Here is a 26,701-nt window from a genome sequence, read left to right as displayed (position 1 = left end):
TCAATCCCGAGAGTGTGTAAGTTGGACAACGTCAACGAGGGCGACCTCGGGGCACGGAGTTGCGAAGGTTGCACACCGGTGATACGGTAGGCGACGACAGCGAGTGAGAGGAGAACGGCACACAGTGAGCGAACTGAGCGTCACGATCAAGTACGACAAGGGACACGACGCCACCTGGGCGGTGTTCCGCGGGACGACCGGGGAGATCAGGGCGGACATCCTGGACTTCTTCGGGATGGACCCGGCCACGCAGGTCGGCCTGAGCCTGAGCAGCGTGGTCACGAACGCGACGCAGATCGCGCACGGCAAGGGCCTCATCGCTACGGCCCTGGGTGCCACGGTGGTCGAGGAGACCGCTGTACCGGCCAAGCCCACCGACGACCCGTGGGCGGCGGCCTCGGCTGCGCAGTCCTCCGGCCCTTGGCCGGGGAGTGCAAGTGTGACCGAGGAGAAGAAGGAAGACCCCAACGCGTACATCCTCGGGGAGATCGAGAAGCAGACCACGGTCGACGGCCTGAAGAAGCTGTGGGCCGGCAACCAGTCCTTCTTCGCTGACCCCGCCGTCATGGCGGCCTGGAAGGCGAAGGGCAAGTCGCTCCAGTAGGAGCGCACCGCAGTACCAACACCTCACATCACAACGTAACTGCCCGCGTGGGCAACGAACGAAGGAGATCAACACAGTGGCTCTCAACCTCATCGACATCCCGGTCCAGGGCGGCGGCTGGTTCAAGCCGAAGGACAACCTCACCGCGCCGGCCATCCTCGTCGAGGTCCACCAGTTCGAGCGTCAGCGCCCCACCCCGAACGGCCCGAAGGACTCCGTCCTCGCGGACGTGACCGTCTTCAAGGACGGCGGAGCGCTCCAGGCCGGCACCCCCGAGGTGACCAAGGGCCAGAGGATCGAGCAGACCATCCTCGCCCGTGACCTGGAGACCATCGTCGGCGGCGCCACGATCGTGCGCCTGGAGCAGGTTCCCCCGAAGAAGCCCGGCGCGCACCCGGCGTGGGTGTGGCGTCCGGTGACCGACTCGGCCGTGCGCAACGCGGTCGTCGCGTACGCCGAGAAGCGGGAGAAGGCCGCGGAGGCTGCCGTCGCCGACGCCCCCGACTTCGACTGATCTGACTGTGTAAGTGTCGCGAGCGAGAGAGGGGAGGGGATGAGCGGGCGCCAGCCCGCAGGAGGGAGGGTCGAGTGAGACCTTCGAGAGATGAGTGGGCGCTCGGCATTGCGGCCGAGGTCGCCACGATGGCTGACTGCACGCGCTCCCAGGTGGGCGCCGTAATCCTGAACCGCCGGAAGCGGCTTCTGGGCGTGGGCTACAACGGCCTGCCGCCCGGCATCCCCGGCTGCAAGACCGCGGGGAACTGCCCGCGAGGACGGCTGTCTCGTGAGGACTGTGCTCCGGACAGCGACTACGCCAACTGCGCGGCCGACCACGCCGAACGCAACGCGATCCGGGACGTGCTCGACAAGGGCATCCACCCCGACGAGTTGAAGGACTCGACGCTCTACATCACCCGCAAGCCGTGCCCGGCCTGCCAGACCCTGATCGAAGCCGTAGGTATCGGACGCGTCGTCGTCCGTGGAGAGGAGGACAGCAAGTGCTCACCCCCGGAAGGTCCCTGGCGCTCCATGCTGCAAGCGGCCGTGAGCTCCCGCGAGTAGAGGCGTTCGACGACCTCTACGCGATGGGCGTTCGGCCCCGGCATGGCGAGGTCGTCATGGTGGCCGGCCGGTCTGGCACGCAGAAGTCGGGCTTCGCCCTGTTCTGGGTGGCCCAGATGAATCTGCCGACGCTGTACTTCTCCGCGGACATGAGTGCCTTCACGGCGAGCTCCCGTCTCGCGTCCATGGCCACGATGGACACGACCGAGATGGTCGAGGCCGGCATGGCGGAGGGCGGCAAGTACCGGCAGGCGTACATCGACGCGCTGGCCGACTCGAACATCACCTTCAGCTTCGGCTCGCCGATCTCCTGGCGCTCGGTCGACGAGGAGCTGGAGGCGTACGTCGAGCTGTGGGACCGGTACCCGGAAGTCCTGGTGTTCGACAACCTCATGGACTTCGAGGGCGCTGAGAGCGACTACACGGAGCAGATGGCCGTGATGCAGGGCTGCACCGAGATCGCCCGGCACACGGGCGCGACGGTGATCATCCTTCACCACGCGAGCGACAAGAACTGGGAAGCCAAGACGAATCCGTGGGCTCCCCCGTCGCGTGACCAGGTCAAGGGCGGCCTGTCCGAGAAGCCCGAGCTCTCGCTCTCCGTGGCTCTGGACCCGACCTCGCTGGCCTACAACGTGGCCTGCATCAAGCAGCGTATGGGCCCGTGTGACCCGACGGCTGGCCGCTACGCGACGATGATCTGCCAGCCGGAGTACACGCGGTTCAAGAAGGCGGAGAAGCGGGAGATCATCGCGTCCGCCAAGCCGGCCGAGGAGTGGTCGCCGGTCAAGGTGGCGTTGTCCCTTGGCTCGTAGTGTGATACTGTCGCAGACTCAGCCGGGCGCCAGCCCGGCCATTCGAATCGGAGGTGTGTAAGTTGAGCAACAGCATCGCGGCGCGGAACCGGCGCAACAAGCGCAAGGGCGCGGACTGGGAGTCCGACCTGCGTGACGGCCTCCGCAGCGAGGGCTTCGACGTGGAGTCCCTTCGACTGGCCGGCGCCGAGGACGAGGGCGACATGGTCATCCGCGAGGGCGACGGCAAGTACCTGGTGATCGAGGCGAAGAACGCCAAGTTCGAGCCGGGTGTCTTCCTCGGGCAGGCCATCGTCGAGCGCGAGAACTTCGCCAAGCATCGCGGCCTGGACCTGGAGAACGTCGAGTCGGTCGTGGTCGTCAAGCGGCGCGGGAAGAACTGGCGCCAGGCGTTCGTGCTCACCACGGTCGAGGACTACCTCGGGCTGGACCCGAAGTGATCGGGTTCATGGGCGGCGACCTGACCCAGGCCGAGCTCGACGAACTGCACGACGAGACCGAGGCGTTCTTCGCCTACATCGAAGACCCGGAGTCGGACCTCACCGTGATCCTCGCCGTCGAGGAGGCGTACGGAGTGGTCCACCCGTGAGGTTCCACCGCATCGACTCCGACCGCTCGGGCGGTGAGACCAGCAAGCCCACCCTCGACGCCGTGATGCACCACTTCGACGTCGACTTCAACGACCAGCGCAACACCGGCATGGCCAAGTGCCCGCTCCACGACGACAACACCCCGTCCATGTCCTACCGGCTCGACGAGGGCCTGTGGAACTGCCACTCCTGCGGCAAGGGCGGCGACTCCTTCTCGATGATCCAGGAGTACCACGCCGAGCAGCTCAACAAGCAGCTCAGCTTCCCGGACATCAAGGCGTACGCCAAGGAGCAGGGCCTCGAAGAGGGTGCGGTCGCCAAGCAGGACAGCTACGTCAGCCGCTACGGAGGCGGCCACCGGGCGGCCAGCAAGAAGCCCGGACAGAAGCCAGGCGGCGGCTACGTGCCGGCCTGGAAGAGGAAGTAAGGAGGAGACCCAGCTTGGCCGAGCACGAACCGCTCACACCGCTCTCGACGTCCCAGAAGGAGATGCTGGAGGAGGCCGTGGCCACCTACCAGGCGCACCTGACGGCCGAGACCGCCGCCTACCTGATGGCCCGAGGCATCGGGCGGGACGAGGCCCTGGCCTTCCGGCTCGGGATCGTCGCCGACCCCGCTCCGGGCCACGAGAAGTACCGCGGGATGCTCGCCATCCCCTACCTCGGCCGTGACGGGCAGCCGCTCACCGTGCGCTTCCGCTGCCTGAGCGAGCACAACCACCGCGACTACTTCCACGGGAAGTACAACACGGTCAAGGACGACATCCCCCGGATGTTCAACGTGGGCGCCGTCCACCGGGCGGCCGAGGAGATCCACGTCACCGAGGGCGAGCTCGACGCGATCATCCTGAACAAGCTCGGCCTGCACGCGGTCGCCATCCCCGGCGCCAACATGTGGTTCGGCCGGCACCGCCGGATGCTCGCAGGCTTCAACCGCGTGTGGACCTGGGCCGACCCCGACGACGCGGGCGCCGAGCTCACCGGCAAGATCACCCGCCAGCTTCGCTCCGCCAAGGCGGTGCGCTTGAAGGCTGACGTAACCGACACCTACCTGGCCCACGGAGCCGAGCACGTGCTCTCCCTGGCCCAGAAGAAGGAGGACTGACAGTGGCAGAGACCGTGACCGCGCAGCCGAAGAAGGCGCCCCGCAAGCCCGACCCGATGGCCCGCATCCTGGCCGACGTCAAGGCCGAGGCGAAGAAGATCACCGAGTTCGACGTCTCCCCCGTGCCCGCCAGCCGGGCCCAGGTCCACGACGGACGGTCCGCAGCGTGGGGCCGCCAGTACGCCAAGGACAGCAGCTTCGACGCCCTGCTCCTGTCGCTCGCCTTCGAGGCGCTGGCCGGCCTCAACGACGTCGAGGTCAGGTACTCGCTCACCCAGCTCGGCGCCGTCGTCCTCGACCGCATCGCGCAGATCGACGAGGCCGGCAAGTGAACGAGGAGGAGTTCCCCGAGGTCGTCGAGGCGGAGCCGGTCATCGACCACTTCGCCCACACCAAGCGGGCCGCCTCCATCGTGGGCGACCTGCGGGCCTCGCTTCGCGCCGAGGGCTTCACCAAGGAGGAGACCTTCGAGCTCGTCTCGATGTTCTGGGCCTCGGAGCTGGGGGTGTTCGGCTGAGCGCCGTACTGCCCGGCACGCCGGGCCCCACCCTCATCGACATCTGGTCGGTACTGACCGACGAGGAGCGCGAGGCACTGGTCCCCCACCTGATCGGCCAGACCTCGGCCGACTGGCTCGCATCCATCCTGCGCATCCACGGGCACGACGTGTCCGCCACCACCATCCGCACGTACCGCCGGGCACTCCGGCAGGAAGGAGGCTCCAGTGAGCGAGCTGCTTGACGGACTCCTCGCCAAGCCTGTCGGCCCCGCGGTCCCCGTCCGGACCACCGATCCCGACAAGGACTTCACCCGGCAGATCGAGGTCAAGGGCGACTCGGCGGACGTGACCGTCCGGGCCGAGACGTTCGAGCAGACCGAGTCGGCTGCGACCGACGTGCTCCGCGGCCAGGGCCTGGACCCTGCCGAGTGGACCGTCACCGGGTTCCGCTCCTCGGAGTGGACGATGGCCAACGGGGACACGGGCGTGAGCACGCGCTTCTCCTTCGCCCGTTGTGCAAGTGTGACCGAGGTGGGTGGGCTCCCCCTCGACGAGCTCCTGGCCGCGATCGACTCCAGCCCCGTCATCCAGCGCGACGAGCAGGCCGGCGAGCACACCTTCCTCGTGCTGCTCGGCGACATGCAGTTCGGCAAGATCGACGGCGACGGAGTCGAGGGCACCCTGCGCCGCACGGTCGAGTGCCTGAACGAGGCGGCCCGCCTCCTCGCCGAGTACCGGCTGCGGTTCTCCATCGCCCACGTGCACATCGCCTGGCTCGGCGACCACATCGAAGGCTTCGTCTCGCAGGGCGGCGCCAACACCTGGCGAACCCGGCTCACCCTCAACGAGCAGATCCGCCTCACCCGCCGGGTGATGCTCCACGCGCTCCTGCTCTTCGCGCCGATGTGCTCGCGGCTCACGATGGTCGCCGTCCCCGGCAACCACGGCGAGGCCGTCCGGATCAACGGCAAGGGCGTCACCCGCTACGACGACAGCCACGACACCGAGTCCCTGATCGCCGTCAAGGACGCCGCCGAGCTCAACCCCGACCGGTTCGCCCACGTCGAGTTCTACGTCCCCGACACCGACGAGCTGATCGTCGTCGTCGAGTGCTCGGGCACCGTCGTCGGCCACGCCCACGGCCACCAGTGGAGGCCGGGCAAGCACTTCGAGTGGTGGAAGGGCCAGGCGTTCAACCAGGCATCGCCCATGCACCTGGTCGACCTGCTCCTGGCCGGCCACCTGCACCACGAGTTCCTCGACACCGACGGATGGCGCACGTTCATCCAGCCCCCAGCCATGGAGTCCGAGTCCACCTGGTGGCGCCACGCCAAGGGCACGACCGGAGCCCCCGGACTGATCGTCGCCGTGACCAAGGACGGGCGCGTGCCCGTAAAGGAGGTAGTAAGCAAGTGACGCTCAACCTGATCGAAGTGACCAACGCCTACGACAGCGCTGAGCAGGCGCGCGTCGACTGGTCCGTCATCGAGATCCCCGCAGTGACCGGAGCCGCCCGCAGTGCGGCCTACGCCTTCGCCCGTGACTACGACGGCGTCGTCGAGCGCGAGGACATGGAGCAGGAGCTCCTGCTCGCCTTCGCCGAGAGGCCGGGCATGGTGCGCGAGGTGATGGCCGAGGCCGACAACCCCGCAGGCGTCCTGAACTTCCGCGGCTACCGCATCCTGCGGGACAAGTTCAAGACGAAGGCCACCCACGCCCGCAAGCAGGTGTCCTACGAGGCCAACGCCGAAGCCCTCGGTGAGGCCGAGTGACCTGCTACAACCGAGCGCTCGTCGAGCACATCCTCCCGGCCGCCTGGGACAGCGCGGCGGCCTACGGCATCAAGGCCGAGCAGACCCCCGACGCGGACATGCCGCGCGGCCACAAGGACCCGAAGAAGGGCAGCCCGCTCTTCGTCCACATCGCCGACATCAAGCAGGCGTGGAAGCGGACCGAGCTCACCCTCGTCGAGCGCCAGTCCCTCGTCCTGCGCTACGGCCTGGACTACTCCTACGAGGAGATCGGCTCCCTGCGCGGGGTGCAGAAGTCCGGAGCGCAGCGGGCCACCGAGCGGGCCGTCGGCAAGGTCACGGCCTGGCTGAACGGAGACCAGTACATCGACGGATACGACCAGTTGGAGGCAGACACCAGTGAGTGAGACCACCCCCACCCCGATCGCCCCGCCCGCGGAGATGACCGAGGACGCCCGCGAGTTCTGGGACAACGACCGCGGCCTGTACTTCTGGCGCAACCCCGACGACGGGCAGGTCTACTCCCGCCCGTTCAACGACGACGAGATCGCGAGCGTCGCCAAGCGCCGGGCCCTGGACGGGCTGCGCATCCAGGCCGAGGCCGCGATCCCCTACCTCGACGAGCGCATCGACCTGAGCCTGGCGTTCCTCGCCAACCCGGCGCCGACCGCGGAGGAGACGGCGGCCCAGATCAAGGTGCTGTCCGACCTCGCGGCATACAGCGCGGGCACGTTGAAGCGCCTGATCGTGGTGCTCGGCGAGCTGACCGGCCGCCCGCTGTAGCGGACCAGGTGTGCAAGTGACGCAGGCGGCAGTCCTTCGGGGCTGCCGCCTTGAGGCAGTGAACGACATCAGACTTCAAGGAGGACCCACCCAGTGAGCAACACCTTCGACGTTCCCTTCGGCCCGACCGGCGAGCTCGTCTACAACCGCACGTACTCCCGGACCCTGGCCGACGGGTCGAAGGAGACCTGGCCCGACACCGTCCGCCGCGTCGCGGCCGGCAACCTCGCCCTCGTCCACGGCACCGACCACACGGCCTGGAGCGACGACGTACGGGCCGAACACGACGAGCTGGTCTCCTTCATGGACCGGTTCGCGATCATCCCCGCAGGGCGCCATCTGTGGGCGACAGGCGTGAAGGGCCGGCAGTACCTGTTCAACTGCCACGTCGCACCGTGGGGCGACAAGCTGAGCCGGCACTTCGAGTTCACCTTCATGCGCCTCATGGAAGGCGGCGGGGTCGGCGGCAACTACAGCTCGAAGTACCTGCGCCCCTTCGGTGCCCCGCGCCGCGAGCTCGACGTCCACGTGGTGTGCGACCCGATGCACCAGGACTACGAGGAGATGAAGGCCGCGGGCCTGCTCTCGACGGAGTACGACTCGGACTGGGCCGGTGCCTTCGAGGTCGAGGACAGCCGCGAGGGCTGGTCGGATGCGCTCGTCGACCTGATCGACACGTTCATGACTGACGGCGAGGTCAAGCACCGGGCCCGCGTCTACGACGTGAGCCGTGTCCGCTGCAAGGGCAGCCGACTGAAGACCTTCGGCGGCACCGCGAGCGGCCCTGGCCCCTTCGCGCGGATGCTCCAGGAGGTCGGCCGCATCCTGTCCGACTCCAAGACCGAGCACGTCACCCCGACCGAGGCCATGGAGATGGACCACGCCATCGCGGAGTGCGTCGTCTCGGGCGGCGTCCGGCGCTCGGCCCGCATGGCGATCTGCGCCTGGGACGACCCGTACATCAACGCGTTTCTGGCGTGCAAGGCGGACGGCTCGAAGCACTGGACGACCAACATCTCGGTCGAGATCGACGCCCGCTTCGAGCAGGCCCTGAACGAGGTCACGGACGGCCGGCACGCGGAGGCCGTCGAGGTCCACAGCCGGGTCATCGAGGGGATGCTCCGGAACGGCGAGCCCGGCTACTGGAACTCGACCCGCTCCAACGAGGGCGAGGTCAACGAGGTCATCGCGACCAACCCGTGCGGCGAGATCGCGCTCCCGCCGACCGGTGCGTGCGTCCTCGGCCACGTCAACCTCGACGCCTTCGCCCCCGCGGTGAAGGGCGGACCGATCGACAGCGCCGGGCTGACGCGGGCGCACGAGCTGATGACCCGCTTCCTGATACGCGCCACCTACGGCGACATGACGGACGACCAGCAGCGCGAGGTCATGCACTCGGAACGACGCATCGGCGTCGGCCACCTCGGGGTGCAGTCCTTCCTCGCGAAGAACGGCATCAGGTACAGCGACGCGCCGCACTCGTACTGGTTCCGGAACCTGCTCAACGACTGGTACGACACGGTCCGCGAGGAGGCCCGCGAGTACGCCTTCGAGCGCCGGGTCCCGGAGCCCGTGAAGGTGACGACCGTGGCGCCGACCGGCTCGATCGCGAAGATGCCGGGGGTGACCGAGGGGGTGCACACGATCTACGCCCGCTACTTCCTCCGCCGCGTCCGCTTCTCGATGACCGACCCGGCCCAGGTCGCGATGGTCCAGGACGCGGTGAACGCCGGCCTCCTGGTCGAGCCGTGCATCTACGACCAGTCCGGCAACACGATGGTCGTGGCCTACCCGACCAAGGAGAAGCTGGTCGCCGAGGTCGAGGACATGGGCTACGACCCGGCGATCGTGGAGTCCGCGGACGAGGTCGACCTGAACGCGATGCTCGCCTTCCAGGCCATGTACCAGACCGAGTACGCGGACAACGCCGTCTCGTTCACGGTGAACTTCCCCGAGGGCAAGTACGAGCTCGACGAGGCCGCCGCGATCATCGCGAGCTGGCTGCCGGACCTGAAGGGCACGACCCTGATGCCCGACGGCACCCGAGAGCAGGCCCCGTACGAGCGGCTGACCGCCGAGCAGTTCGCCCAGTACGAGGTGACGTCCGTCGAGGACGGCATCGACGAGGACTGCGCGACCGGCGCCTGCCCGGTCCGCTGACCGCATGACGAAGACCCCCTGGCCTCACGGCTGGGGGGTCTTTCGTCGTTTGGGGCCCCGCCCGAGCGTCACGGGGGAACGGCGCTGGGACGGGGCGGTCTCAGGTGTGCATGAACGTCCGCCACGGACGGCTGATGACCTCGGTGTACGAGTGGTGCGACGGGTTCTGCCCCGAGTGGTTGAGCACCCAGGTCTGGGGCGGCTCCCACGATCCGTCCTCCCCGGACTGGTCCCCGCAGACGTCGCACTTCATCTGGTGCGTGACCGGCTTGGCGTCGGGCTCGCGGTCCGGCTGTATCGTCCAGGTCTCGTGCCGGATGATCGACTTCGGCCCGCTCACAGGCCCTTCCTCGTCGCGTCGTTGCGGGCCGCGAGGTGCAGGCTCAGCTCCTCGCGCGAGGTGAGGGGCCGCAGCCTGCTGGCGTCCCACTCCCGGCCTCCGGCGACTGCCCGGAGCTGCACTCGGTCACCGCCGACGTGCCCCATGACTACGCCGGGCAGGTCTTTGCCGATGTCCCACACCGTCGAGCCGACCTCGCATTCCTCCGGCCTCAGCGTCGTCTGTTCTCTGTCCGTCGTGGTCATGGTTCGACGGTACGAGGGTGATACGTGCCAGCCCAGACACGCAGCGTGGTAGTTCCGTGACTGATCGCAGAGAACTACTACGGAGGATGGTAGTTACCCGGCGACGCCCAGGTGGGTGGCCATCTCGCGCATGTCCTGGGTCAGCGTGCGCTTGCGGTGGGCGAGGATGTCCCGCATTACGTGACGGGCCATGCCCTGGTGCTTCAGCCACTCCGCGGCCTCGGCCTTGACGCCGATCAGCTCGTCCATGCCGTCCTGGTGGGAGCCGAGCAGCACGTGGGCCCGCGCGACGTCGAGGCGGTGCCTCGCCCAGTTGTTCCGGCTCGGCCGGCCCAGCTTCTTCAGCCCCTTCAGTCCTACGGGGCCGTCGTCGGCGCGGTTGAGCACGCCGCGGGCGTCCCCGATCAGGGACAGGTCTTCGATCCTCTTCGTCTCGGCCGTCACCGGCCCGAACGAGGACCAGTGCTGGGTGAAGTTGGTGTGCTCGGCGTCCAGCCCGCTCGCGGCCTGCGCAGCCATGCGCCGGGCCTCCTTGGCGACGTCCGGGCGGTTGTTCCGGATGGCGGCGGAGGCGACGCGCTGGTGCAGCTCTCCCCACACGGCCAGCTCGCCCGGTGTGGCGGTGGACATGCGCGGCTCGACCTCTTGCGCGGTGGTGGCGGCCAGTTGCTCGGCCTCGTCGAAGCGGTCCTGTCGCAGGAGCAGCCAGCCCATGCCGACGATGCCGGTGGCTGCGAGCTGGACCTGCCCGGCCTCCCGAGCGTCCGTGATGGCCCGCGCAAGGGCGTGGTAGGCCATGTCGTAGCGGCGGACCTGGGTGAGGTACTTGCCTGCGAGGAGGAATGCACTCGCACGGGTGATCACGGCTCGTTGACGGGCTTCGCCGTCACTCAGCGCGACGGCTGTCTCGGAGGCGCGGAGGATGCTGGGCAGGGCCCGCGCGACGGAGTCGTAGCGGTCGGCGTGGTACAGGGAGTGGGAGTCGTCGATGTCCCGCTGGATGGAGACGAGGTCTCGGATCTCGGTGGGCTCGGTGAGCACGGAGGACAGTCCGACGGGGGGCATGAGCGCGCGGCGCAGCTCTGTCAGCTTGGGGCCGTCGCCCTCGGTCTCGTGGACTGGGGCCGGTGCCTCGGAAGCGAAGAGGCTGGAGGTCGTGGTCTCCAGTGCGCGGGCGAATGCATGGATGGTCTCGACGGAGACGGTCCCGCCCTGCTCTGCCTTGCGGACGACGCCGACGGAGACTCCTGCTTCCTCGGCGAGCTGTTCCTGAGTCCAGCCCAGGCGGCGCCGGTGGGCTCGGACGTTCTCTTGCAGCGACATCGAATCACCTCTCAACCAGCGTACGCTGCTTGGCGATTCGTGTGCGGGACCCGCGGTGGGTCGTGTACCCTCAAGCTGTAACACTCGAAGCAGTGGTAGAAGGGCACGGGGATGCAGATCCGGTCCTGTTCGGTGTAGGCGACCATCTCGCCGACGAAGTAGCCGTTGTTGAGGATGTTGTGGTGGGAGAGCGTGGCCCCCTTCGGGAAGCCCGTCGTCCCCGACGTGTACTGGATGTTGATGGGGTCGTCGCAGGACAACTCGGCCGTCCGCGCGCGCAGTTCCCCCCGCAGGGCGTCGGTGCCGTTCGCCCCGCGGCCGACGAACTCCGCCCAGCCCGCGTCGCCGATGTAGACGGTCTCGCGCAACTGCGGGCAGTTGCCCCGCACTTGCTCGACCATCGCCCGGTAGTCGCTGCTCTTGTGGCTGACGGAGGCGAACAGCAGGGGGATTCCCGCCTGGTTGAGGACGTACTCGACCTCGTGCGTGCGGTAGGCGGGGTTGATGTTCACCATGATCGCGCCGATGCGGGCGGTGGCGTACTGGACCAGCACCCACTCGGGGCAGTTGACCGCCCAGATGCCCACCCGGTCGCCCTTGGCGATCCCGCTCGCCAGCAGCGCGTACGCCAGCTCGTCCACGTCCGCCGAGAACCGGGCGTACGTCCAGCGCCGCCCCGACGGCATGTCGACCAGCGCGTCGCGGTCGGGCCAGGCCTCGACCGCCCGGTCGAGGTTGGCCCCGATGGTGTCGCCGAGCAGCGCGGTGCCGCTCGTGCCATGCGCGTACGACGACGCGCTCGGCTCTCTCGACTCGCTCACCGGAAGTCCTCCTCGCGGTACTCGTGGTGCGAGCCCGCGGCCGTGGCCTCGCGCAGCTCGATCCGGCGGATCTTTCCGGAGACGGTCTTGGGCAGCTCCCCGAACTCCAGCCGGCGGATGCGCTTGTAGGGGGCGAGGATGTCGCGGGAGTGCTCGAAGAGCACCTTGGCGGTGTCGGGCCCCGGCTCCCAGCCCTCGGCGAGGACGACGTACGCCTTGGGCACGGCGAGGCGCAGCTCGTCCGGCGCGGGCACGACGGCCGCCTCGGCCACCGCCTCGTGCTCCAGCAGGGCGCTCTCCAGCTCGAACGGGGAGATCTTGTAATCGGAGGCCTTGAAGACGTCGTCGGCGCGGCCGACGTAGGTGATGTAGCCGTCGGCGTCCCGGGAGCCGATGTCGCCGGTGCGGTAGTAGCCGCCGGCCATCGCCTCCGCCGTACGCTCGGCGTCGCCGTGGTAGCCGGTCATCAGGCCCACCGGACGGGCCGACAGGTCGAGCGCGATCTCGCCCTCGTCGGCGCCGGGGGCACCGGTGACCGGGTCGAGCAGTTCGACGCGGAAGCCGGGGCTGGGGCGGCCCATGGAGCCCGTCTTCAGCTGCTGGCCGGGGCTGTTGGAGACCTGTACGGCGGTCTCGGTCTGCCCGAAGCCGTCCCGGATCGTGACGCCCCAGGACCGGCGCACCTGCTCGATGACCTCGGGGTTGAGGGGCTCGCCCGCGGCGACGGCCTCGCGGGGCGGGGTGGCCAGCTGGCTGAGGTCGGCCTGAATGAGCATGCGCCACACGGTCGGCGGGGCGCAGAAGGTGGTCACTCCGGCCCGGTCCATCTCGTCCATCAGGCGGGCCGCGTCGAAGCGCGTGTAGTTGTGGATGAAGACGGTCGCCTCGGCGTTCCACGGGGCGAACAGGTTGGACCAGGCGTGCTTGGCCCAGCCGGGCGAGGAGATGTTGAGGTGCACGTCGCCGGGCTTGAGGCCGACCCAGTACATGGTGGAGAGGTGGCCGACCGGGTACGAGGTGTGGGTGTGCTCGACCAGCTTGGGGCGGGCGGTGGTGCCCGAGGTGAAGTAGAGCATCAGCGGGTCGTCGGCCCGGGTCGGGCCGTCCGGGGTGAAGTCGGCGGAGGCGGCGTACGCGTCCTCGTAACGCCGCCAGCCCTCGGGCGCGCCGCCGACCGCGATGCGCGTGTAGTCGCCGGGCACCTCGTCGAACTTGCCGGTGTCGGACGCGCGCACCAGCACGTGCCGCACCCGGCCCCGGTCGACGCGGTCGCGCAGGTCGGCCGGGCCGAGCAGCGGGGTGGCCGGGATGACGACGGCGCGCAGCTTCATCGCGGCCAGCGCGGCCTCCCACAGCTCGGCCTGGTTGCCGAGCATGACGAGGACGCGGTCGCCCGCGGCCACCCCGCGCTCGCGCAGCCAGTTCGCGACGCGGTCCGAGCGGTCGGACAGCTCGGCGAAGGACAGCCGGGTCTCGGTGCCGTCCTCCTCGACGATGTGCAGGGCGGTGCGGTCGTTGCCGTCCGCGATGACGTCGAACCAGTCCAGGGCCCAGTTGAAGTGCTCGGGGCGCGGCCAGGCGAAGCCCTCGTAGGCGGTGACGTAGTCCTCACGGTGTTCCAGCAGGAAGTCCCGCGCACCGCGGAAGAGCTCGGTTGCCGTCATATGTCCCTCCACTCCTTTTTCGGTCGTGCGCCGGACCATTGCCGGGCGGCTCCCTGGCATCGTGTAATCCGTGATGCAGATCTCACTACCCCCGAACGGGGGTGTGGGCCGCACACATGCCGCGAGGGATGCCGCGACGGAAGGGCGAAGACGTGGGTGCAGACGCCACCGGGTCGGTGGAGATACGGGGCGCGCTGGCCCTGATGCGCCGTACGACCGGGCTGCCGGTCGCCTTCGGCGGCGTGGTCGAGTCGGGCCGGGCACGCGTGCGCATCAGCGAGTTGAGCGGCACGGCGACCGAGGCGCTGCGCTCGCTCGCGGTGACCGCGGGCAACGGTCTGGGCGGCAAGGCGGTGGCGCTCGCGCGCCCGTGCGCGGTGACGGACTACTCCTCGTCGCGGCAGATCAGCCACGAGTACGACATCCCGGTCGCCGTGGAGGGTATCCGCTCGGTGCTCGCCGTGCCGGTGGTGGTACGGCGGCGGGTGCGGGGCGTGTTGTACGGGGCGCTGCGCACGGCCCAGCCGCTCGGCGACCGTGCGCTGAGCGCGGCGGTGGCGGCGGCGCGGGACGTGGAGCAGTCGCTCGTCGTACGGGAGGAGGCGAAGGGGCTGCTGGCGGCGGCGCGGCCCGGGGAGGCCGCCGCCGATGCGGGCGCCGGTGCCGCGTGGGAGCAGGTGCGGGAGGCGCATGCGGCGCTGCGCGCGCTGGCGCCGCGGATCGCGGACCCCGCGTTGCGGGCCGAACTTCTCACCGCCTGCGGGCTGTTGACGACGACGGGCGCGGGGCGGAGGCCGAATCTGGCACCGCGCGAGCTGGATGTCCTGGCCTGCGTGGCCGCGGGCGCGACCAACGGGGCGGTGGCACAACGCCTGGGTCTGCGCCCCGAGACGGTCAAGAGCTACCTGCGTTCGGCGATGCGCAAGCTGGGCGCCCATACGCGCGGGGAGGCGGTGGCGGCGGCCCGGCGCGCGGGGTTGCTGCCGTGACCTCCGCAACTACGGTGGGGGGCATGGGCGTTGCTGTACCGGTGTGCGTGGGCCGCTCCCGCGCGCGTGCGCCGTGCCCGCGTGCGGGGGCGCCGTAAGGCAGCTTTCCTATTCACCGCGGGGGCGTTGGAATTCGCCCCTGCGGACCTGCTGTAATTTCCCTCACCACGCCTTCCGTCCGAATTTCGGGGTTCGTTGCCTAGAATTTGGCCCGGACACGACACACGAGGGGAGCGGTGACCGTGCGACGGGACTTCCAGGAGCCTGCGAGATGCCGCCCCGACCTGGTCATCGGCCAGGAGGAGGCGATCGCGGCCGCGCGTGAGCAGCTCGCCTCGGGGGGCAGCGTGCTGCTCCACGGCCCCGCCGGAATAGGGAAATCGACTGTGCTGCGGGCACTTGCCGCCGAATACGCCGGCGCCGCCCGGACCGTGTTGCGCTGCTCGGCCACGGAGTCCGAATCCCACCTCCCCTTCCTCGCGCTCGCCGACCTCCTCGGCCTCGTCCTCGACCAGGTCTCCGGACGGCTCCCCGCGGCCCAGCGCACGGCCCTGGAGTCGGCCCTCACCGGCCGCGGCGAGTCCACCCTCCAACGCGACGGACTGGCGCTGCGGTTGGCGGTGCTGTCCGCGCTGCGCGCGCTCGCCGCCGAGGGCACCGTCCTGATCGTCGCCGACGACCTGCAGTGGCTGGACCCGGCCAGCGCGGAGCTGCTCGGCTTCGCCGCCCGCCGGCTGGGCGGCACCCCGGTGCAACTGCTGTGCGCGGTCCGCACCGAGGGGCCGGAGTACGACGACCGGCATCTGCGGGCGGCCCAGCCGGACACCGTGGCCGTCCGGCTGGGCCCGCTCTCCCGCGCCCAGGTCTCCTCGCTGCTCGACCATCGCGGCCACACGGGGCTGCCGCGTTCCACGGTCCGCGAGATCCACCGCACCAGCGGAGGCAACCCGCTCTTCGCCCTGGAGCTGGGCCGCGCCCTCGCCGAGAACCCGGCCACGCCGCGCCCGGGCGAGCCGCTGCCGGTGCCGACCTCGCTGCGCGCGCTGGTGCTCAGCCGCCTCGACATGCTGTCGGTCGAGGCCCGCCGCACCCTGCTGGTCGCCAGTGCCGGCGCGCGTCCCACGCCCGCGCTGCTGCTCGCGGCCGACCGGGAGAACGCCGAGGCCGAGTGCGCCCAGGCCGTCGAACTCGGGCTGCTGGCAACGGACTTCGACCACTCCGACAGCACCGCGGGACCCACCGTACGGTTCGCGCACCCGCTCATATCGGCCGCGCTGTACGCCGAGGCGCCCGCCCACGAGCGGCGCGCGGCCCATGCCGCGCTGTCCACCGCGGCCTCCGATCCGATCGAGCGGGCCCGCCATCTCGCCCTGGCCAGCACCGGCACCGACCCGGAGGTCGCCGACCGGCTCGCCGAGGCCGCCGCACAGGCGCGGGACCGCGGGGCGCCGTCCGTGGCGGCGCAGCTCGGCCTGCTCGCGGCCCGGCACACGCCGGACGGCGCGCGGCCCGCCCCGGACGAGCGCCGGCTGCAGGCCGCCGAGGACGCCGCCACCGCCGGGGAGGTCGACCTCGCCCGGGACATCGCCCGCGAGGTGCTGACCCGGGCCACCGTGCCCGCGGAGCGGGTGCGGGCCTGGATGATCGTGGTCGACGCGGCGGGCCACAGCCTGACGGAGGTCGACGCCGTCTTCCCGCAGGCCCTCGCCGACGCCGGCGACGATCCGCGGCTGCTCGCCCTGGTCCACTACCAACTCGCCTGGCGGGCGCTGATCGTGGCGGGCGACTTCACGGAGGCCCGGGAGGCGGCGGAGCACGCGGCGGAGCTCGCGGCGCGCGGCGGCGACCGGTACACCGAGCTGATGTCGCTGTCCTTCCAGGCCCAGGCCGAGACCCTGATGGGCCATCCGGACGCCCCCGAGACCATCAAGCGCGCGCTGAAGGAGCCCCAGGACCCGCGGGTGGCCTGCCATCACAACGGCGGGGGCAGCGCCCGGTTCCGCTGGCTGGTCATGGGCGACCGGCTGACCGAGGCCCGGGCGACGGTGACCGCTCTGCTGCGCGAGGTGCGGCGGCGCGGGTCGGTGGAGAGCGAGATGCACTTCCTGCGCGGGCTGACCGAGACCGAGTTGCAGGCCGGGCACTGCGGCCGGGCGCTCGAAGTGTCCCGGGAGAGCCTGCGGCTGGCCCGGGACTCCGGGATCGGTGAAACGGCCTCCGCCGTGTTCGCCTCGCTCGCCGAGGCGTCCGGCGGGGACGTCGACCGGGCGCTGGCGCTGGCCCGGGAGGCGGCGGAGCACGCCGAGGAGGACGGCGACCAGATGTACCTGTCCCGGGCCCTGGGCGCCCTGGGATACGCCCAGTTGGTGGCCGGGGACCCGGCGGGCGCGGTCCGCTCGCTGCGCCGGGTGCGCGAGCTGGAGCGGGGCCTCGGCATCACCGACCCGGCCCGCGGCCGCTGGCACGGCGACCTCGCCGAGGCGCTGGTCCGGATCGGTGAGCGGGCCGAGGCGCAGGACGTCATCGACGTCGCCCGCGAGCACGCTCTGCGGCTCGGGCGGCAGAGCGTGCTCGCCGTCCTGGACCGGGCCGAGGCGCTGGTGCGCGCCGCCCGCGGCGAACACGAGGCCGCCGTCGCCCAGTTGACGTCGGCCCAGACCCGGCTCGCCAGGCTGGGCTACGGCCTGGAGGAGGCGCGGGCCGCCTTCGCGCTGGCCTCGCTGCGCGCCCGGCGACCGGGGCCGGGCGGCGGTGCGCTCGCCGCGGGCTTCCGCGCACCGGCGGCGCGGCCCGGGGGCCTCGGCAGCGCGTCGCCGTACGACGAGGCGACGCGGCTGTTCCGCCGTTGCCGCGCGCTGCCCTGGCTGCGGCAGGTGGACGAGGCGGCCTCGGCGCCCGAGCCGGAGCCGTCGGCGCCCGCACCGGTGGCGCTCGTGGACGGCCTGGAGGGGCTGGCATCGACGGAGCGCCAGGTCGCCGCGCTCGTCATGGAAGGTGCGACCAACCGGGAGATCGCGGCCCGCTTGTTCGTCAGCGTCAAGACGGTCGAGGCGACCCTGACCCGGGTCTACCGCAAGCTGGGCATCCGCTCCCGGGTGGATATCGTCCGATTGGCGGCGGGGCGCCGCACGAAGTGACAGGGCGGCGGGTTTACTGAGCCGGACCGAGGGTTTTCCCTGCCCTGCGCCCCTAGGGGGTTCCCTCATTGGGAGGAGGGGGTTCCGGGTCCTAGCGTGAGGGCCGTGCCGCTCGCCCGGGCACACGGGGACCCGTGCCAGTCCCCCCACCCGTGCGAACCCCCACCGGCCACCCCACTGAGGAGACTCATGTTCGGGCTCACACGTGTCAGACAGACCGCCGCCGTGCTCGTGGCGACCGCCGCCACGGCCGCGACGGCCCTGATCGCCGCCCCCTCGGCGGCCGCGGCCCCCCTGCCCATCGTCGGCGGCACGACGACCACGACGACCGCGTACCCGTTCATGATGCAGATCACGGACGCCGCGGGAAGCCAGTTCTGCGGCGGCACCCTGGTGGCGGCCCGGAAGGTCGTGACCGCCGCGCACTGCATGACCGGTGAGACCACCGGCGGCATCCGCGTGGTCGGCGGCCGGACCTATCTGAACGGCACGAACGGCACGGTCAGCCGGGTGAGCAGCATCTGGGTCCACCCGAAGTACTCGGACGCGGCGAACGGCAACGACGTGGCCGTGCTGACGCTGTCGACGCCGATGTCGTACAGCCCGGCGTCGTACGTCTCCTCCTCCCAGACGAGCGTGTACGCGGCCGGCACCACGGCCCGCATCCTCGGCTGGGGCACCACCGCGGAGAACGGCGGTGCCTCCAACCAACTGCGCACCGCGACCCTTCCGGTCGTGTCCGACTCCACTTGCAAGAGCTCGTACGGTTCGGACTTCGTCCAGACCGACATGGTGTGCGCCGGATATCCGTCCGGCGGCGTAGACACCTGCCAGGGCGACAGCGGCGGTCCCCTGATCATCGGGGGCGTCCTGGCAGGGATCACTTCCTGGGGGGAGGGGTGCGCGGAGGCGGGTCACCCGGGTGTCTACACCCGGCTGACCACCTTCTCGGACCTCGTGACCGCACAGGTCAAGTCATGAAGGTGAACGACTCCTGAGCGTTGCTCAGGCACAGACCAGGGGGGCGTTGCGAGCCACCACGAGCAGCCCGCAACGCCTCCCTATCCAATGTCCGGGACCTCACCGATTCCCGGGCGCTCATGGGCCGTACGGCCTCAGGCGCACGACCTCAGGCGCACGGTGGTCCCCTTGGTCCCCGTGCGCACCTGCACGGTGTCGCACAGCATCCCGGCGCCCCAGAGTCCGAAGCCGGTCTCCGAGGCGGACTGCGGTGGCTGCCAGGTGATGAGGTCCTCGGGCTGCCAGTGGCCGGAGTCGGTGATCTCGCAGACCAGGCCGTTGTCGGGCCAGGTGCGCAGGGTCACCGGGGCGTTGCCGTGGCGGATGGCGTTGGTGGCCACCTCGGTCACGGCGACCAGCACGTTGTGCAGCGCGTCGCCCGCCAGGCCGCAGCGCGTGGCCTGCTCGGTGACGAAGGCCCGTACGGTGTGCAGGTCGGTGGGCCGGATCTCCATCGAGGGGGCCGAGCGCGGTGACGGCGACAGCGGCTTGCTGTCGATCTCGGCCACGAAGGACGCGGTGTCGGTGTAGTCCGGGTTCTCGCGCAGCGCCCCGCCCTCGTGGACCTTCAGGTGCGTCCGGCGCAGCAGCGCGATGACCTCGTCCGACAGGGCGGTGCTGTCGTAGCAGCAGTACCCCTGGACGTCCACGTCGGCGAAGGCCAGGTTGCAGATCGAGTCGTACCGCAGCCACTCGAACACGTCCGGATACCGCGACCAGTCCTCCGCCATCACGACCCACGCGGGGCGCGGGCCCAGCGTCCGGGCCATGGCGGTGAAGGCGGCCAGTGCGCGCACCGGGTTGCGGTAGAACTCCGCCGGTTCGAAGAACTGCACGGCGGAGGCGTCCTGTCCGAGCGATTCGCGCAGGATCTCGGTCTGCCTCCCGGCGGTCACCGCGAACGTCGGGTCGTCGGCCTCGATGCCCGCGCGCAGGAGGGGAAGGGCGCCGGCGAGGAACTCCTGCTCGTCGCTGTACAGCATCGCGTGGTGCTGGAATGCGCGGTACGAGCTGCCCCTGCCGTCGTCTCGCACGGTCGCGTCCCTGCGCGCCCCGGTCGTCATGACGCTCCTTTCCGGCCCTGGACGAGCCCTGGCAGACGTTCCCAGCCCACGGTCTCGATGAGGTTCTCCACATCGGGAGAGAGGTGGTCGAGGACGAGCCGGACCGCGCCGCCCCCGCGTTCCGCGAAGCTCGTCAGCAGGCTCAGGGCGCCGAGGTCGATGAAGCTCAACCGGTCCAGGTCGAGCCGCACTTCACGGGCGCCGTCGCCCAGCGCGGACAGGGCCTCGGCGAGGTCGCCGTGCCGTGTGGCGTCGAGTTCTCCCTCCAGCCGTAGGCCGGGGGGATCGGTGGTCGGGGTGATCCGGAGGATTGTGTCGTCGGCGTGTGCGACGGCTTCCATGGCTTCCATGCGGTGGCGGCACCTCCCTGGACGTTGCGCGCGCCTGGCACCGGTGGTGCTCCCACTCTGCGCGCGACCGGTAGAGCGGCGGTAGATCGCGGGTTCCCGCGGTGCGTCAGAGCGGCGGCGGGTCAAGGGACTCGGGGCCCGTCCGCAGTTTCAGGAAGGCCGGGAAGAACGCGCTCCACGCGTGTCCGCGCCAGCTCACGTACGCGCTGGTGCCCCCGCCGCCCAAGTCGACCGTGCGGCTGAGGTGTTCGCGTGCCTCCTGGAGTCTGCCGAGGTCGACGTAGACGAGGCTGATCTCGTGCAGGGCCAGGCCCTGCAGGGTCCGGTCGCCGAGCTCGCCCGCCAGCCGCAGGCTCTCCTGAAGGCACTCCAGGGCCTCCTCCGCACGGCCCAGCCCCCGGTACGCGCGCCCGAGACCGCCCAGGCACGTCACCTGGGGGAGGCGATCACCCGTCTCGCGGGCCACGGTGAGCTGCCGCCGCTGGACGGCCACCGCGTCCTCGTAGAGCTCCAGTTCGGCCAGTGCGTCGCCGAGGTTGCCCAGCGAACGCAGCTCGCCCGCGCGGTCGCCGATCTCGCGCCAGATCGCCAGCGCCGCCTCGAGGCACGCGCGCATCTCGTCGTAGCGACTGTGCAGCCAGTACACGGCGGACAGCTGGTCGAGGCCCCACGCCTCGCTGCCGCGGTCGCCGAGGCGGCGTGCGGTGCGGACGGCCAGCTCGCCCAGGGTCCACAACTCGGGGGCGCGGGCCTGCGGGTAGAGGTACCACTGCAGCGGCCTCGTCAGCCCCACCGCGAGGCGCGCCGCGGCGTCGGACCGGGTGGCGGCGTGCGTGACGGCGGCCATCAGGTTCGCGCGCTCGCTGTCCAGCCAGGCCTCGGCCGCGCGACGGCTGGTGATCCGGGTCCTCGGGAGGCCGGCGGTGAGAGCGTCGTCGGTGTGCGAGGGCTCCGGCGATCGCGGGGCCGGCTGCGGCGGTACGTCGAGGAAGCCCGCCGCCTGCCGTGCCGTGGCGAGATAGAACCCCAGCACCCGTTCCAGGGCCCGCTCCCGCTCGGCGGCCGGTTCCTCCGCGCGCACCTGCTCGCGCGCGAACAGGCGCAGCAGGTCGTGCATCTGGTAGCGGGCGGGGGCCGGGCTGTGCAGCAGATGTGCGTCCACGAGCCGTTCCAGCGCGTCCTCGGCCTGCCCGGCGGGCACTCCGAGCAGCGCGGCCGAGGCGTGCAGGCTCATGTGCGTCCCCGGCACCACTCCGAGCAGCCGGAAGGCACGCGCGGCGGCCCGGTCGACGGGGTTGCCGCTGCGGCGGATCGCGTCGTAGCTCGCGTGGAAGCCGGCGCGCACCGACACGTCGCCGACCCTGATCTCGTCGAGGCGGCTCTGGGCGTCGGTCAGCCGCTCGGCGAACGCGCTCAGGGGCCAGCTCGGGCGCGCCGCCAGCCGGGCGCCGACGATCCGCAGCGCGAGCGGCAGCCCGCCGCACATCCTGACGATGGCGTCCGCGGCGTCGGGCTCGGCCGCGATCCGCTCCGCGCCGACGAGCCGCTCCAGCAGTGCCGTCGCCTGGTCGTGGAACATGACGCCGAGATGCAGATGGGTGGCGCCTTCGAGGGCGGTGAGCATCTCCCGGCTGGTGATCAGCACGGCGCAGGCCGGTCCGGCGGGCAGCAGCGGGCGGACCTGGTCGGCGTTCGCGGCGTTGTCCAGTACGACGAGCAGACGGCGGTCGGCGACCAGGGTGCGGAACTTGGCGGCCGCCTCGTCGGTGTTGGCGGGGACGGCCACCCCCGGCACACCGAGGGTGCTGAGGAACCGGCCCAGCACCTCGTGCGGTTCCAGCGGGGTCAGCCCGACCGTGGCGCCGTGCAGGTCGACATAGAACTGGCCGTCCGGGAAGCGGTCGGCGAGCCGGTGGGCGGTGTGGATCGCCAGGGCGGACTTGCCGACCCCGCTGGTCCCGTCGATCGCGGCGATCGCCACCTGTCCCTCACCGCCGCGCTCCAGCAGCTTGAGCAGCACCGAACTCTCCCCGGCCCGCCCGATGAAGGCGGTGCTGACGTGGGGCAGCTCCTTGGGCACCAGGGGCGGCGGCCGTACGGGGGTCTCGGGGCGGTCGGCGGCCGGCTCGGGTGCGAGGAGCAGCGCGCTGTCGGCGGTGAGGATCCGCTGGTGCAACTGCTGCAGCGACGGGCCCGGTTCGATGCCCAGCTCCTCGGCGAGCCCCTGCCGCAGATCCCGGTAGGCGGCCAGCGCGTCGGCCTGCCGTCCGGCCCGGTACAGCGCCAGCATGAGCTGGCCTCGCAGCCCCTCACGGAGCGGGTGTTCGGCGACCAGCGCCTCGACCTCGTCGAGCACGGCGTCGTGGCGGCCGAGTCGCAGCCGCGCCTCGACGAGCAGTTCCTGCGCCTGGAGGCGGGCCGCCGCCAGCCGGGTGGCCTCGGCCTCCAGCACGGGAGTCGGCGGTACGTCGGCGAAGGGGGCGTCGCGCCACAGGTCCAGCGCCTCGCCGAGCCGGGTGGCGGCCGCCTCGGCCGAGCCCCGGTCGAGTTCCCGGCCGCCCTGCCTGATCAGTTCCACGAACCTGTGCGCGTCGACCTCGTCCGGGCCCACGACCAGCCGGTAGCCGTGCGCACGGTAGCCGTGGACGTGCGTCACCAGCAGCTGCCCCGCCTCGTCGCCCAGCGCGCGCCGCACCCGCGAGACATAGCCCTGCAGGAGCTTGCTGACACTCTGCGGCGGCTTCGGGCCCCACAGCTCCTCGACCAGCCGGCCCGTGGAGACCACCTGGTTGGCGTCGCACAGGAGCACCGCGAGGAGCATCCGCCACTTCGCCGCGGACAGCGGGATCCGCTCGCCGCCGCGCCACAGCCCGAGCGGCCCGAGTATCCGATACCGCACACCACACTCCGTACGTCGTCACCCGGCCCGGTCCCTTCCGGAAGCGACGGGAGCGGAGCGCGGGAGTCCGCAATTCTCCTGTTCAACTCCCCTGCAACGCAAGGAGGTTGATGCAACATCCGCATCAGTCTTCTGTCGCGTCGCGGCCGAGGGCCGTGACGAAGCGCCGCCACGGTGCGCGGCCGAACGCGAGGACCGGCCCGCCGGGATCCTTGCTGTCCCGCACCCGGGTGGAGCGCTCGCCGTCCGCCACTTCTACGCAGTTGCCGCCGTTTCCCATGCTGTAGCTGCTCTTCCGCCACAGGGGGTCAGTCTGATCCACGTTCGATCTCCTTCTTCAGCTCGCGTATGAACACACGTGAGTCGTCGCGGGAGAGCGCCTTGGACTGGATGAGGCTGAAGGCCAGCTTGTGCTGCTGGACCTGTTCGGAGTCGTGGGTCGTCCGACCGCCCATGAACGTCTCCCCGTAGACCACGTCCGGGCCTTCGCAAAACCCCATCACCCGGAACGGCGTCATGCCGCCGGGGTGGTCCCGCACGCTGAACGGGAGCACCTGAAGGTGCACCTTCGGCAGGTCGGCACTGCGCAGCAGATGCCCCAACTGCTCGCCGACGACGGCTCTTCCGCCGATGTGCCGGCGCAGCACCCCCTCGTCCAGCGTGATCACGAGCTGCGGCGGTTCCGGCCGGGTGAGCAGGCGCTGCCGGTCGATGCGAGCGGCCACGAGCTGGTCGATCCGCAGCTTCGTGGCCACCGGGTTGGCGGCGGTGAAGAGTGCGCGCGCGTAGGCGTCCGTCTGCAGCAGGCCGGGAACGGCGACCGTCTCCAACTCCTGGATGAAGGTGGCCTGTTGTTCCAGCTCGATGACCTTCCAGAACCAGTCCGGGTAAGCGCCGCGGATGAGTGCGGGCCACAGTCCCACCAGCGCGCCGTCCCCGCCGAGCAACCGGTCGGCCTGCTGGGCGAACGCACGCGAGGGCATCTCCCGGGCGGTCTCGATGCGCGCGACCAACTCGGATGTGCAGTGCGCCCGCTCGGCGAACTCACTTCGGCCGAGTCCGGCCAGGATGCGGTACCGCCGTATCTCGCCCCCGAATCGGGTCAGTTGGGACGAGATGCTGCGGACGGGGGGCGGCGCCGTCGCCGTCGGCTCGTCTCCGGCCTCCTCCGTGCCGTCCTGCCGGCCGCCGTGCGGCAGCCAGGTGACCGTGCCGTCCGGTCCCGGCGCCGCCCAGGCCAGCGGAGTGCGGAGCCACGCCGCACCCGGCCCGGTCGGCGCCGCCGGCATCCGGCTGAGCAGCCCCCAGGCGTACGTGCCCGGACCGACGGTGGCGGACAGGGCCGCCTCGGTGCAGGCGCGCGCACAGGCCTCGGTCGTACAGGTGCCGCACGGCCCGTGCTGGTGGCCGTTGTCGGAGATGTGATGGATGTCCCATCGGTAGAGGCTGGCGTCCCGGGGTGCGGGCGCGCCCCGGTCCCTGTCGTGCGTTCCGCCGTTCACTCGACCTCCTCGTGGGCGCCCGCGCGGTCGGCGAGGGCGCCGGCATCAGTGCGGCGCATCAGTTCAGCGGTTTCGCCTCGTCGGGGTTGCCGTCGAGCGCGAGCGTGCACCACGTGGTCTTGCCGCCGCGGGCGTCCCGACGCGCACCCCATGCCGACGCGACCGCCTGCACGAGATACATCCCGCGGCCCTGCTCGTCCGCGGTGTCGGCCTGCTGGACCGCGGGGCGTACGGAGGACGCGTCGGTGACCTCCAGGAGCAGCCGGTCGCCGGCCTGCAGCAAGTTCACCGTGATCCAGGTGTCGGGCCCGTGCCTGACCGCGTTGCCGACCAACTCGCTGGCGAGCAGCACGCTGTCGTCGACGGCCCAGGACGGACAGCCCCATGCGAACAGGGCGGTACGGACCGCCTGACGTATCTTGCGCACCTCCTCCGGCGCCGGGAGCAGATGGAGGTGCAGATGCCGGGTGAAGGCCAGGTCGCAGTCGGCGCACGGGACGTTCGGCACGCCCCTCGCTGCGTCGCCACCACCGACGGTTCTCCACCATCCCGCTTCGAAGTCAAGAGAGGTCATGTCGGCTCCCCGGAGTGGGCGGCGTGGTGGGCCGACGCGACGTCCCGTGATCGATGGCCCTCCGGACGAGGCGCCGCCGACAGCCCGTGAGGAGCACGATGCGGGATGCGGGGCGAGCGGTGGTAGATCGGCGGTAAGCGCGCGGCGGGCCGCGAGGTCCGGCGGTCCGCGGGTGCCGCCGCTTCAGCGCGCCCCGTCGCGGGCCGAGGCGCGCCAGCCGGTCCAGCGGCGGACGGCGATCACGATCAACGGGCCGGTCGGCGGCCGGTTCCGGTACGGCGGGTACTTGTCGCGCAGGTGGGCGACGGCGGTCGCGTACGCGGCCCGTTCCGACAGGTCCGCCGCATCGGGAGGCAGGACGTGTGCCTCGCCGTCGGCCCGTACCCACCACAGCCGGTCCCAGTCCTCGTCGTCGTACGCGTCCACCAGCAGGCACACGGACGGGTGAGCGGCGATGTTGCGCAGCCGCTTCAGCCGGACGGTGGTCTTCGGTTTGTGGTCGACGGCGGTCACGATGCGGTCGGTGCCGCCCGTGGCACTCTGCGCGAACACGACCGGCACCAGGTGCGGACGGCCCGACTCGTCCACGGTCGCCAGCCGCGCCACCCGGGCACCGGCGAACCGCCGCCGCGCCTCGTCCGCCGACATCGCGGGCACCCCCGGCCTCCTCAGCGCCCGTAGAGCGCGTCGAGCACGTCGGCGTCCGAGAGTTGCCCGAAGTCGTCGTACCACTGGCCGACCGCGCTGAAGGAGTACGGAGCGTAGAGGCAGAGCACGTCGTCGGCCTCGGCGCTCAGCGTGCCGAGGGACTCGGGTGCGCCGACGGGGACGGCCAGGACGAGACGCCCGGGCGCCCTGCGTCGCACGTGGCGCAGCGCGGCGCGGGCGGTCGAGCCGGTGGCCAGACCGTCGTCGACGACGATGACCGTGCGTCCTTCGAGGGCGGGCGGCGGGCGGCCCTGGCGGTAGCGCTGCTCGCGGCGGTGCAGTTCCTTCCGCTCCCGTTCGACCGCGGAGGCGAGGGACTCCTCGCTCAGGCCGAGCAGGTCCAGCGTCTCCGCGTCGTACAGCGGAGGGTCGTCGCCGACGATCGCGCCGACGCCGAACTCCTGGTGGTGCGGGGCGCCGATCTTGCGGACGAGCAGCACGTCGAGCGGTGCGCCGAGCGCCCGCGCGACCTCCACGGCCACCGCGACGCCGCCCCGGGGCAGCGCCAGGACGACGGGGTCGGGCAGCTCGCCCTTCTCCTGCCGGACGCACAGCTGCTCGGCGAGTTCCCGCCCGGCCTGCTTTCGGTTCTGGAAGCGCATGGGTCCTCACTCCCCGGCGGAGGTCGGCCTCCCCTTCCATGGTGATACGGCGCGCGGCGATACGGCGTGCGGGGCCCTCGCCGCGCGCGCCCTGC

General features: G+C 71.2%; 30 protein-coding genes and 1 pseudogene. 18 read left to right on the top strand and 13 right to left on the bottom strand.

Features of this window, described 5'->3' with window-relative positions:
- The first annotated feature begins 124 nt into the window (after positions 1 to 124).
- From ABZ910_RS00265 to nrdJ, 15 genes are all read left to right on the top strand, one after another.
- A complete protein-coding gene (locus ABZ910_RS00265; protein ID WP_361356784.1) occupies positions 125 to 604 on the top strand; it encodes a hypothetical protein in 480 nt (159 codons plus the stop codon).
- A gap of 76 nt (positions 605 to 680) precedes the next feature.
- Positions 681 to 1,118 carry a hypothetical protein gene (locus ABZ910_RS00260; protein WP_361356781.1) on the top strand — a complete coding sequence of 146 codons (438 nt, stop codon included), beginning with the start codon at positions 681 to 683 and terminating at the stop codon, positions 1,116 to 1,118.
- Positions 1,119 to 1,192: 74 nt separating this feature from the next.
- Positions 1,193 to 1,666 carry a deaminase gene (locus ABZ910_RS00255; RefSeq protein ID WP_361356778.1) on the top strand — a complete coding sequence of 158 codons (474 nt, stop codon included), beginning with the start codon at positions 1,193 to 1,195 and terminating at the stop codon, positions 1,664 to 1,666.
- Entirely contained in the window at positions 1,603 to 2,481 is an 879-nt protein-coding gene (locus ABZ910_RS00250) for an AAA family ATPase (protein ID WP_361356776.1), read from the top strand. Before ABZ910_RS00255 ends, ABZ910_RS00250 begins: the two co-directional genes overlap by 64 nt.
- Positions 2,482 to 2,543: 62 nt before the next feature.
- Entirely contained in the window at positions 2,544 to 2,921 is a 378-nt protein-coding gene (locus ABZ910_RS00245) for a hypothetical protein (protein WP_361356773.1), read from the top strand.
- Positions 2,918 to 3,070, top strand: coding sequence for a hypothetical protein (locus ABZ910_RS00240; protein WP_361356770.1), 153 nt, complete (start codon positions 2,918 to 2,920; stop codon positions 3,068 to 3,070). Before ABZ910_RS00245 ends, ABZ910_RS00240 begins: the two co-directional genes overlap by 4 nt.
- Positions 3,067 to 3,498, top strand: coding sequence for a CHC2 zinc finger domain-containing protein (locus ABZ910_RS00235; protein WP_361356767.1), 432 nt, complete (start codon positions 3,067 to 3,069; stop codon positions 3,496 to 3,498). The genes ABZ910_RS00240 and ABZ910_RS00235 overlap by 4 nt, the downstream gene beginning before the upstream one ends.
- A gap of 14 nt (positions 3,499 to 3,512) precedes the next feature.
- Complete coding sequence (locus ABZ910_RS00230; RefSeq protein ID WP_361356764.1) at positions 3,513 to 4,175, top strand: toprim domain-containing protein; 663 nt, start codon at positions 3,513 to 3,515, stop codon at positions 4,173 to 4,175.
- A 2-nt stretch (positions 4,176 to 4,177) separates the two neighbouring features.
- Positions 4,178 to 4,507, top strand: a complete 330-nt coding sequence (locus tag ABZ910_RS00225) for a hypothetical protein (protein WP_361356761.1) — start codon at positions 4,178 to 4,180, stop codon at positions 4,505 to 4,507.
- Positions 4,504 to 4,692 carry a hypothetical protein gene (locus tag ABZ910_RS00220; RefSeq protein WP_361356758.1) on the top strand — a complete coding sequence of 63 codons (189 nt, stop codon included), beginning with the start codon at positions 4,504 to 4,506 and terminating at the stop codon, positions 4,690 to 4,692. The genes ABZ910_RS00225 and ABZ910_RS00220 overlap by 4 nt, the downstream gene beginning before the upstream one ends.
- 207 nt (positions 4,693 to 4,899) lie before the next feature.
- A complete protein-coding gene (locus ABZ910_RS00215; RefSeq protein WP_361356755.1) occupies positions 4,900 to 6,090 on the top strand; it encodes a hypothetical protein in 1,191 nt (396 codons plus the stop codon).
- Entirely contained in the window at positions 6,087 to 6,446 is a 360-nt protein-coding gene (locus ABZ910_RS00210) for a hypothetical protein (protein WP_361356752.1), read from the top strand. The genes ABZ910_RS00215 and ABZ910_RS00210 overlap by 4 nt, the downstream gene beginning before the upstream one ends.
- Positions 6,443 to 6,832, top strand: a complete 390-nt coding sequence (locus tag ABZ910_RS00205; RefSeq protein WP_361356749.1) for a hypothetical protein — start codon at positions 6,443 to 6,445, stop codon at positions 6,830 to 6,832. Before ABZ910_RS00210 ends, ABZ910_RS00205 begins: the two co-directional genes overlap by 4 nt.
- Entirely contained in the window at positions 6,825 to 7,208 is a 384-nt protein-coding gene (locus ABZ910_RS00200) for a hypothetical protein (protein ID WP_361356746.1), read from the top strand. The genes ABZ910_RS00205 and ABZ910_RS00200 overlap by 8 nt, the downstream gene beginning before the upstream one ends.
- Before the next feature lie 93 nt (positions 7,209 to 7,301).
- Positions 7,302 to 9,368: a ribonucleoside-triphosphate reductase, adenosylcobalamin-dependent gene (nrdJ, locus tag ABZ910_RS00195; RefSeq protein WP_361356743.1), complete on the top strand. Its 2,067-nt coding sequence runs from the start codon at positions 7,302 to 7,304 to the stop codon at positions 9,366 to 9,368.
- 100 nt (positions 9,369 to 9,468) lie between these two features.
- On the opposite strand, the gene ABZ910_RS00190 is transcribed toward nrdJ, so the two are convergent.
- From ABZ910_RS00190 to ABZ910_RS00170, 5 genes and pseudogenes are all read right to left on the bottom strand, one after another.
- Positions 9,469 to 9,708, bottom strand: coding sequence for a hypothetical protein (locus ABZ910_RS00190; RefSeq protein ID WP_361356740.1), 240 nt, complete (start codon positions 9,706 to 9,708; stop codon positions 9,469 to 9,471).
- Positions 9,705 to 9,953, bottom strand: coding sequence for a hypothetical protein (locus ABZ910_RS00185; protein ID WP_361356737.1), 249 nt, complete (start codon positions 9,951 to 9,953; stop codon positions 9,705 to 9,707). Before ABZ910_RS00185 ends, ABZ910_RS00190 begins: the two co-directional genes overlap by 4 nt.
- Before the next feature lie 93 nt (positions 9,954 to 10,046).
- Positions 10,047 to 11,276, bottom strand: coding sequence for a helix-turn-helix transcriptional regulator (locus ABZ910_RS00180; protein WP_361356734.1), 1,230 nt, complete (start codon positions 11,274 to 11,276; stop codon positions 10,047 to 10,049).
- Between the two features lie 86 nt (positions 11,277 to 11,362).
- Positions 11,363 to 12,097: pseudogene (locus ABZ910_RS00175) on the bottom strand (AMP-binding protein); the annotation flags it as partial.
- Positions 12,094 to 13,761 (bottom strand): AMP-binding protein, encoded by a 1,668-nt coding sequence (locus tag ABZ910_RS00170; RefSeq protein WP_361356731.1) that lies wholly within the window; start codon positions 13,759 to 13,761, stop codon positions 12,094 to 12,096. The gene ABZ910_RS00170 and the pseudogene ABZ910_RS00175, both read right to left, overlap by 4 nt.
- 152 nt (positions 13,762 to 13,913) lie before the next feature.
- On the opposite strand from ABZ910_RS00170, the gene ABZ910_RS00165 reads away from it, so the two are divergent.
- From ABZ910_RS00165 to ABZ910_RS00155, 3 genes are all read left to right on the top strand, one after another.
- Positions 13,914 to 14,750 (top strand): helix-turn-helix transcriptional regulator, encoded by an 837-nt coding sequence (locus tag ABZ910_RS00165; RefSeq protein ID WP_361356728.1) that lies wholly within the window; start codon positions 13,914 to 13,916, stop codon positions 14,748 to 14,750.
- Between the two features lie 236 nt (positions 14,751 to 14,986).
- Positions 14,987 to 17,887 carry an AAA family ATPase gene (locus tag ABZ910_RS00160; protein ID WP_361356725.1) on the top strand — a complete coding sequence of 967 codons (2,901 nt, stop codon included), beginning with the start codon at positions 14,987 to 14,989 and terminating at the stop codon, positions 17,885 to 17,887.
- A gap of 189 nt (positions 17,888 to 18,076) precedes the next feature.
- A complete protein-coding gene (locus tag ABZ910_RS00155; protein WP_361356722.1) occupies positions 18,077 to 18,868 on the top strand; it encodes a serine protease in 792 nt (263 codons plus the stop codon).
- A gap of 134 nt (positions 18,869 to 19,002) precedes the next feature.
- On the opposite strand, the gene ABZ910_RS00150 is transcribed toward ABZ910_RS00155, so the two are convergent.
- The 8 genes from ABZ910_RS00150 to ABZ910_RS00115 form a co-directional block, all read right to left on the bottom strand.
- Positions 19,003 to 19,971 (bottom strand): sensor histidine kinase, encoded by a 969-nt coding sequence (locus ABZ910_RS00150; protein WP_361356719.1) that lies wholly within the window; start codon positions 19,969 to 19,971, stop codon positions 19,003 to 19,005.
- On the bottom strand, positions 19,968 to 20,321 hold the full coding sequence (locus ABZ910_RS00145; protein WP_361356716.1) for an STAS domain-containing protein: 354 nt from the start codon (positions 20,319 to 20,321) through the stop codon (positions 19,968 to 19,970). The genes ABZ910_RS00150 and ABZ910_RS00145 overlap by 4 nt, the downstream gene beginning before the upstream one ends.
- Positions 20,322 to 20,427: 106 nt before the next feature.
- Positions 20,428 to 23,220: a BTAD domain-containing putative transcriptional regulator gene (locus ABZ910_RS00140; protein ID WP_361356713.1), complete on the bottom strand. Its 2,793-nt coding sequence runs from the start codon at positions 23,218 to 23,220 to the stop codon at positions 20,428 to 20,430.
- 124 nt (positions 23,221 to 23,344) lie between these two features.
- Positions 23,345 to 23,542: a DUF397 domain-containing protein gene (locus tag ABZ910_RS00135; RefSeq protein ID WP_361356710.1), complete on the bottom strand. Its 198-nt coding sequence runs from the start codon at positions 23,540 to 23,542 to the stop codon at positions 23,345 to 23,347.
- Positions 23,529 to 24,722 carry a helix-turn-helix transcriptional regulator gene (locus tag ABZ910_RS00130; RefSeq protein ID WP_361356708.1) on the bottom strand — a complete coding sequence of 398 codons (1,194 nt, stop codon included), beginning with the start codon at positions 24,720 to 24,722 and terminating at the stop codon, positions 23,529 to 23,531. The genes ABZ910_RS00135 and ABZ910_RS00130 overlap by 14 nt, the downstream gene beginning before the upstream one ends.
- 58 nt (positions 24,723 to 24,780) lie before the next feature.
- Positions 24,781 to 25,296, bottom strand: a complete 516-nt coding sequence (locus ABZ910_RS00125; RefSeq protein WP_361356705.1) for an ATP-binding protein — start codon at positions 25,294 to 25,296, stop codon at positions 24,781 to 24,783.
- Positions 25,297 to 25,479: 183 nt separating this feature from the next.
- Positions 25,480 to 25,953 (bottom strand): TIGR03668 family PPOX class F420-dependent oxidoreductase, encoded by a 474-nt coding sequence (locus ABZ910_RS00120; RefSeq protein ID WP_361356702.1) that lies wholly within the window; start codon positions 25,951 to 25,953, stop codon positions 25,480 to 25,482.
- A gap of 11 nt (positions 25,954 to 25,964) precedes the next feature.
- A complete protein-coding gene (locus tag ABZ910_RS00115) occupies positions 25,965 to 26,606 on the bottom strand; it encodes a phosphoribosyltransferase family protein (protein WP_361356699.1) in 642 nt (213 codons plus the stop codon).
- Positions 26,607 to 26,701 lie beyond the last annotated feature (95 nt).

This window comes from Streptomyces sp. NPDC046805, assembly GCF_040645355.1.
Lineage (GTDB): Bacteria > Actinomycetota > Actinomycetes > Streptomycetales > Streptomycetaceae > Streptomyces.
Note: the sequence above shows the minus strand (reverse complement) of the source record. Positions and strands in the feature narration are given on the sequence as shown.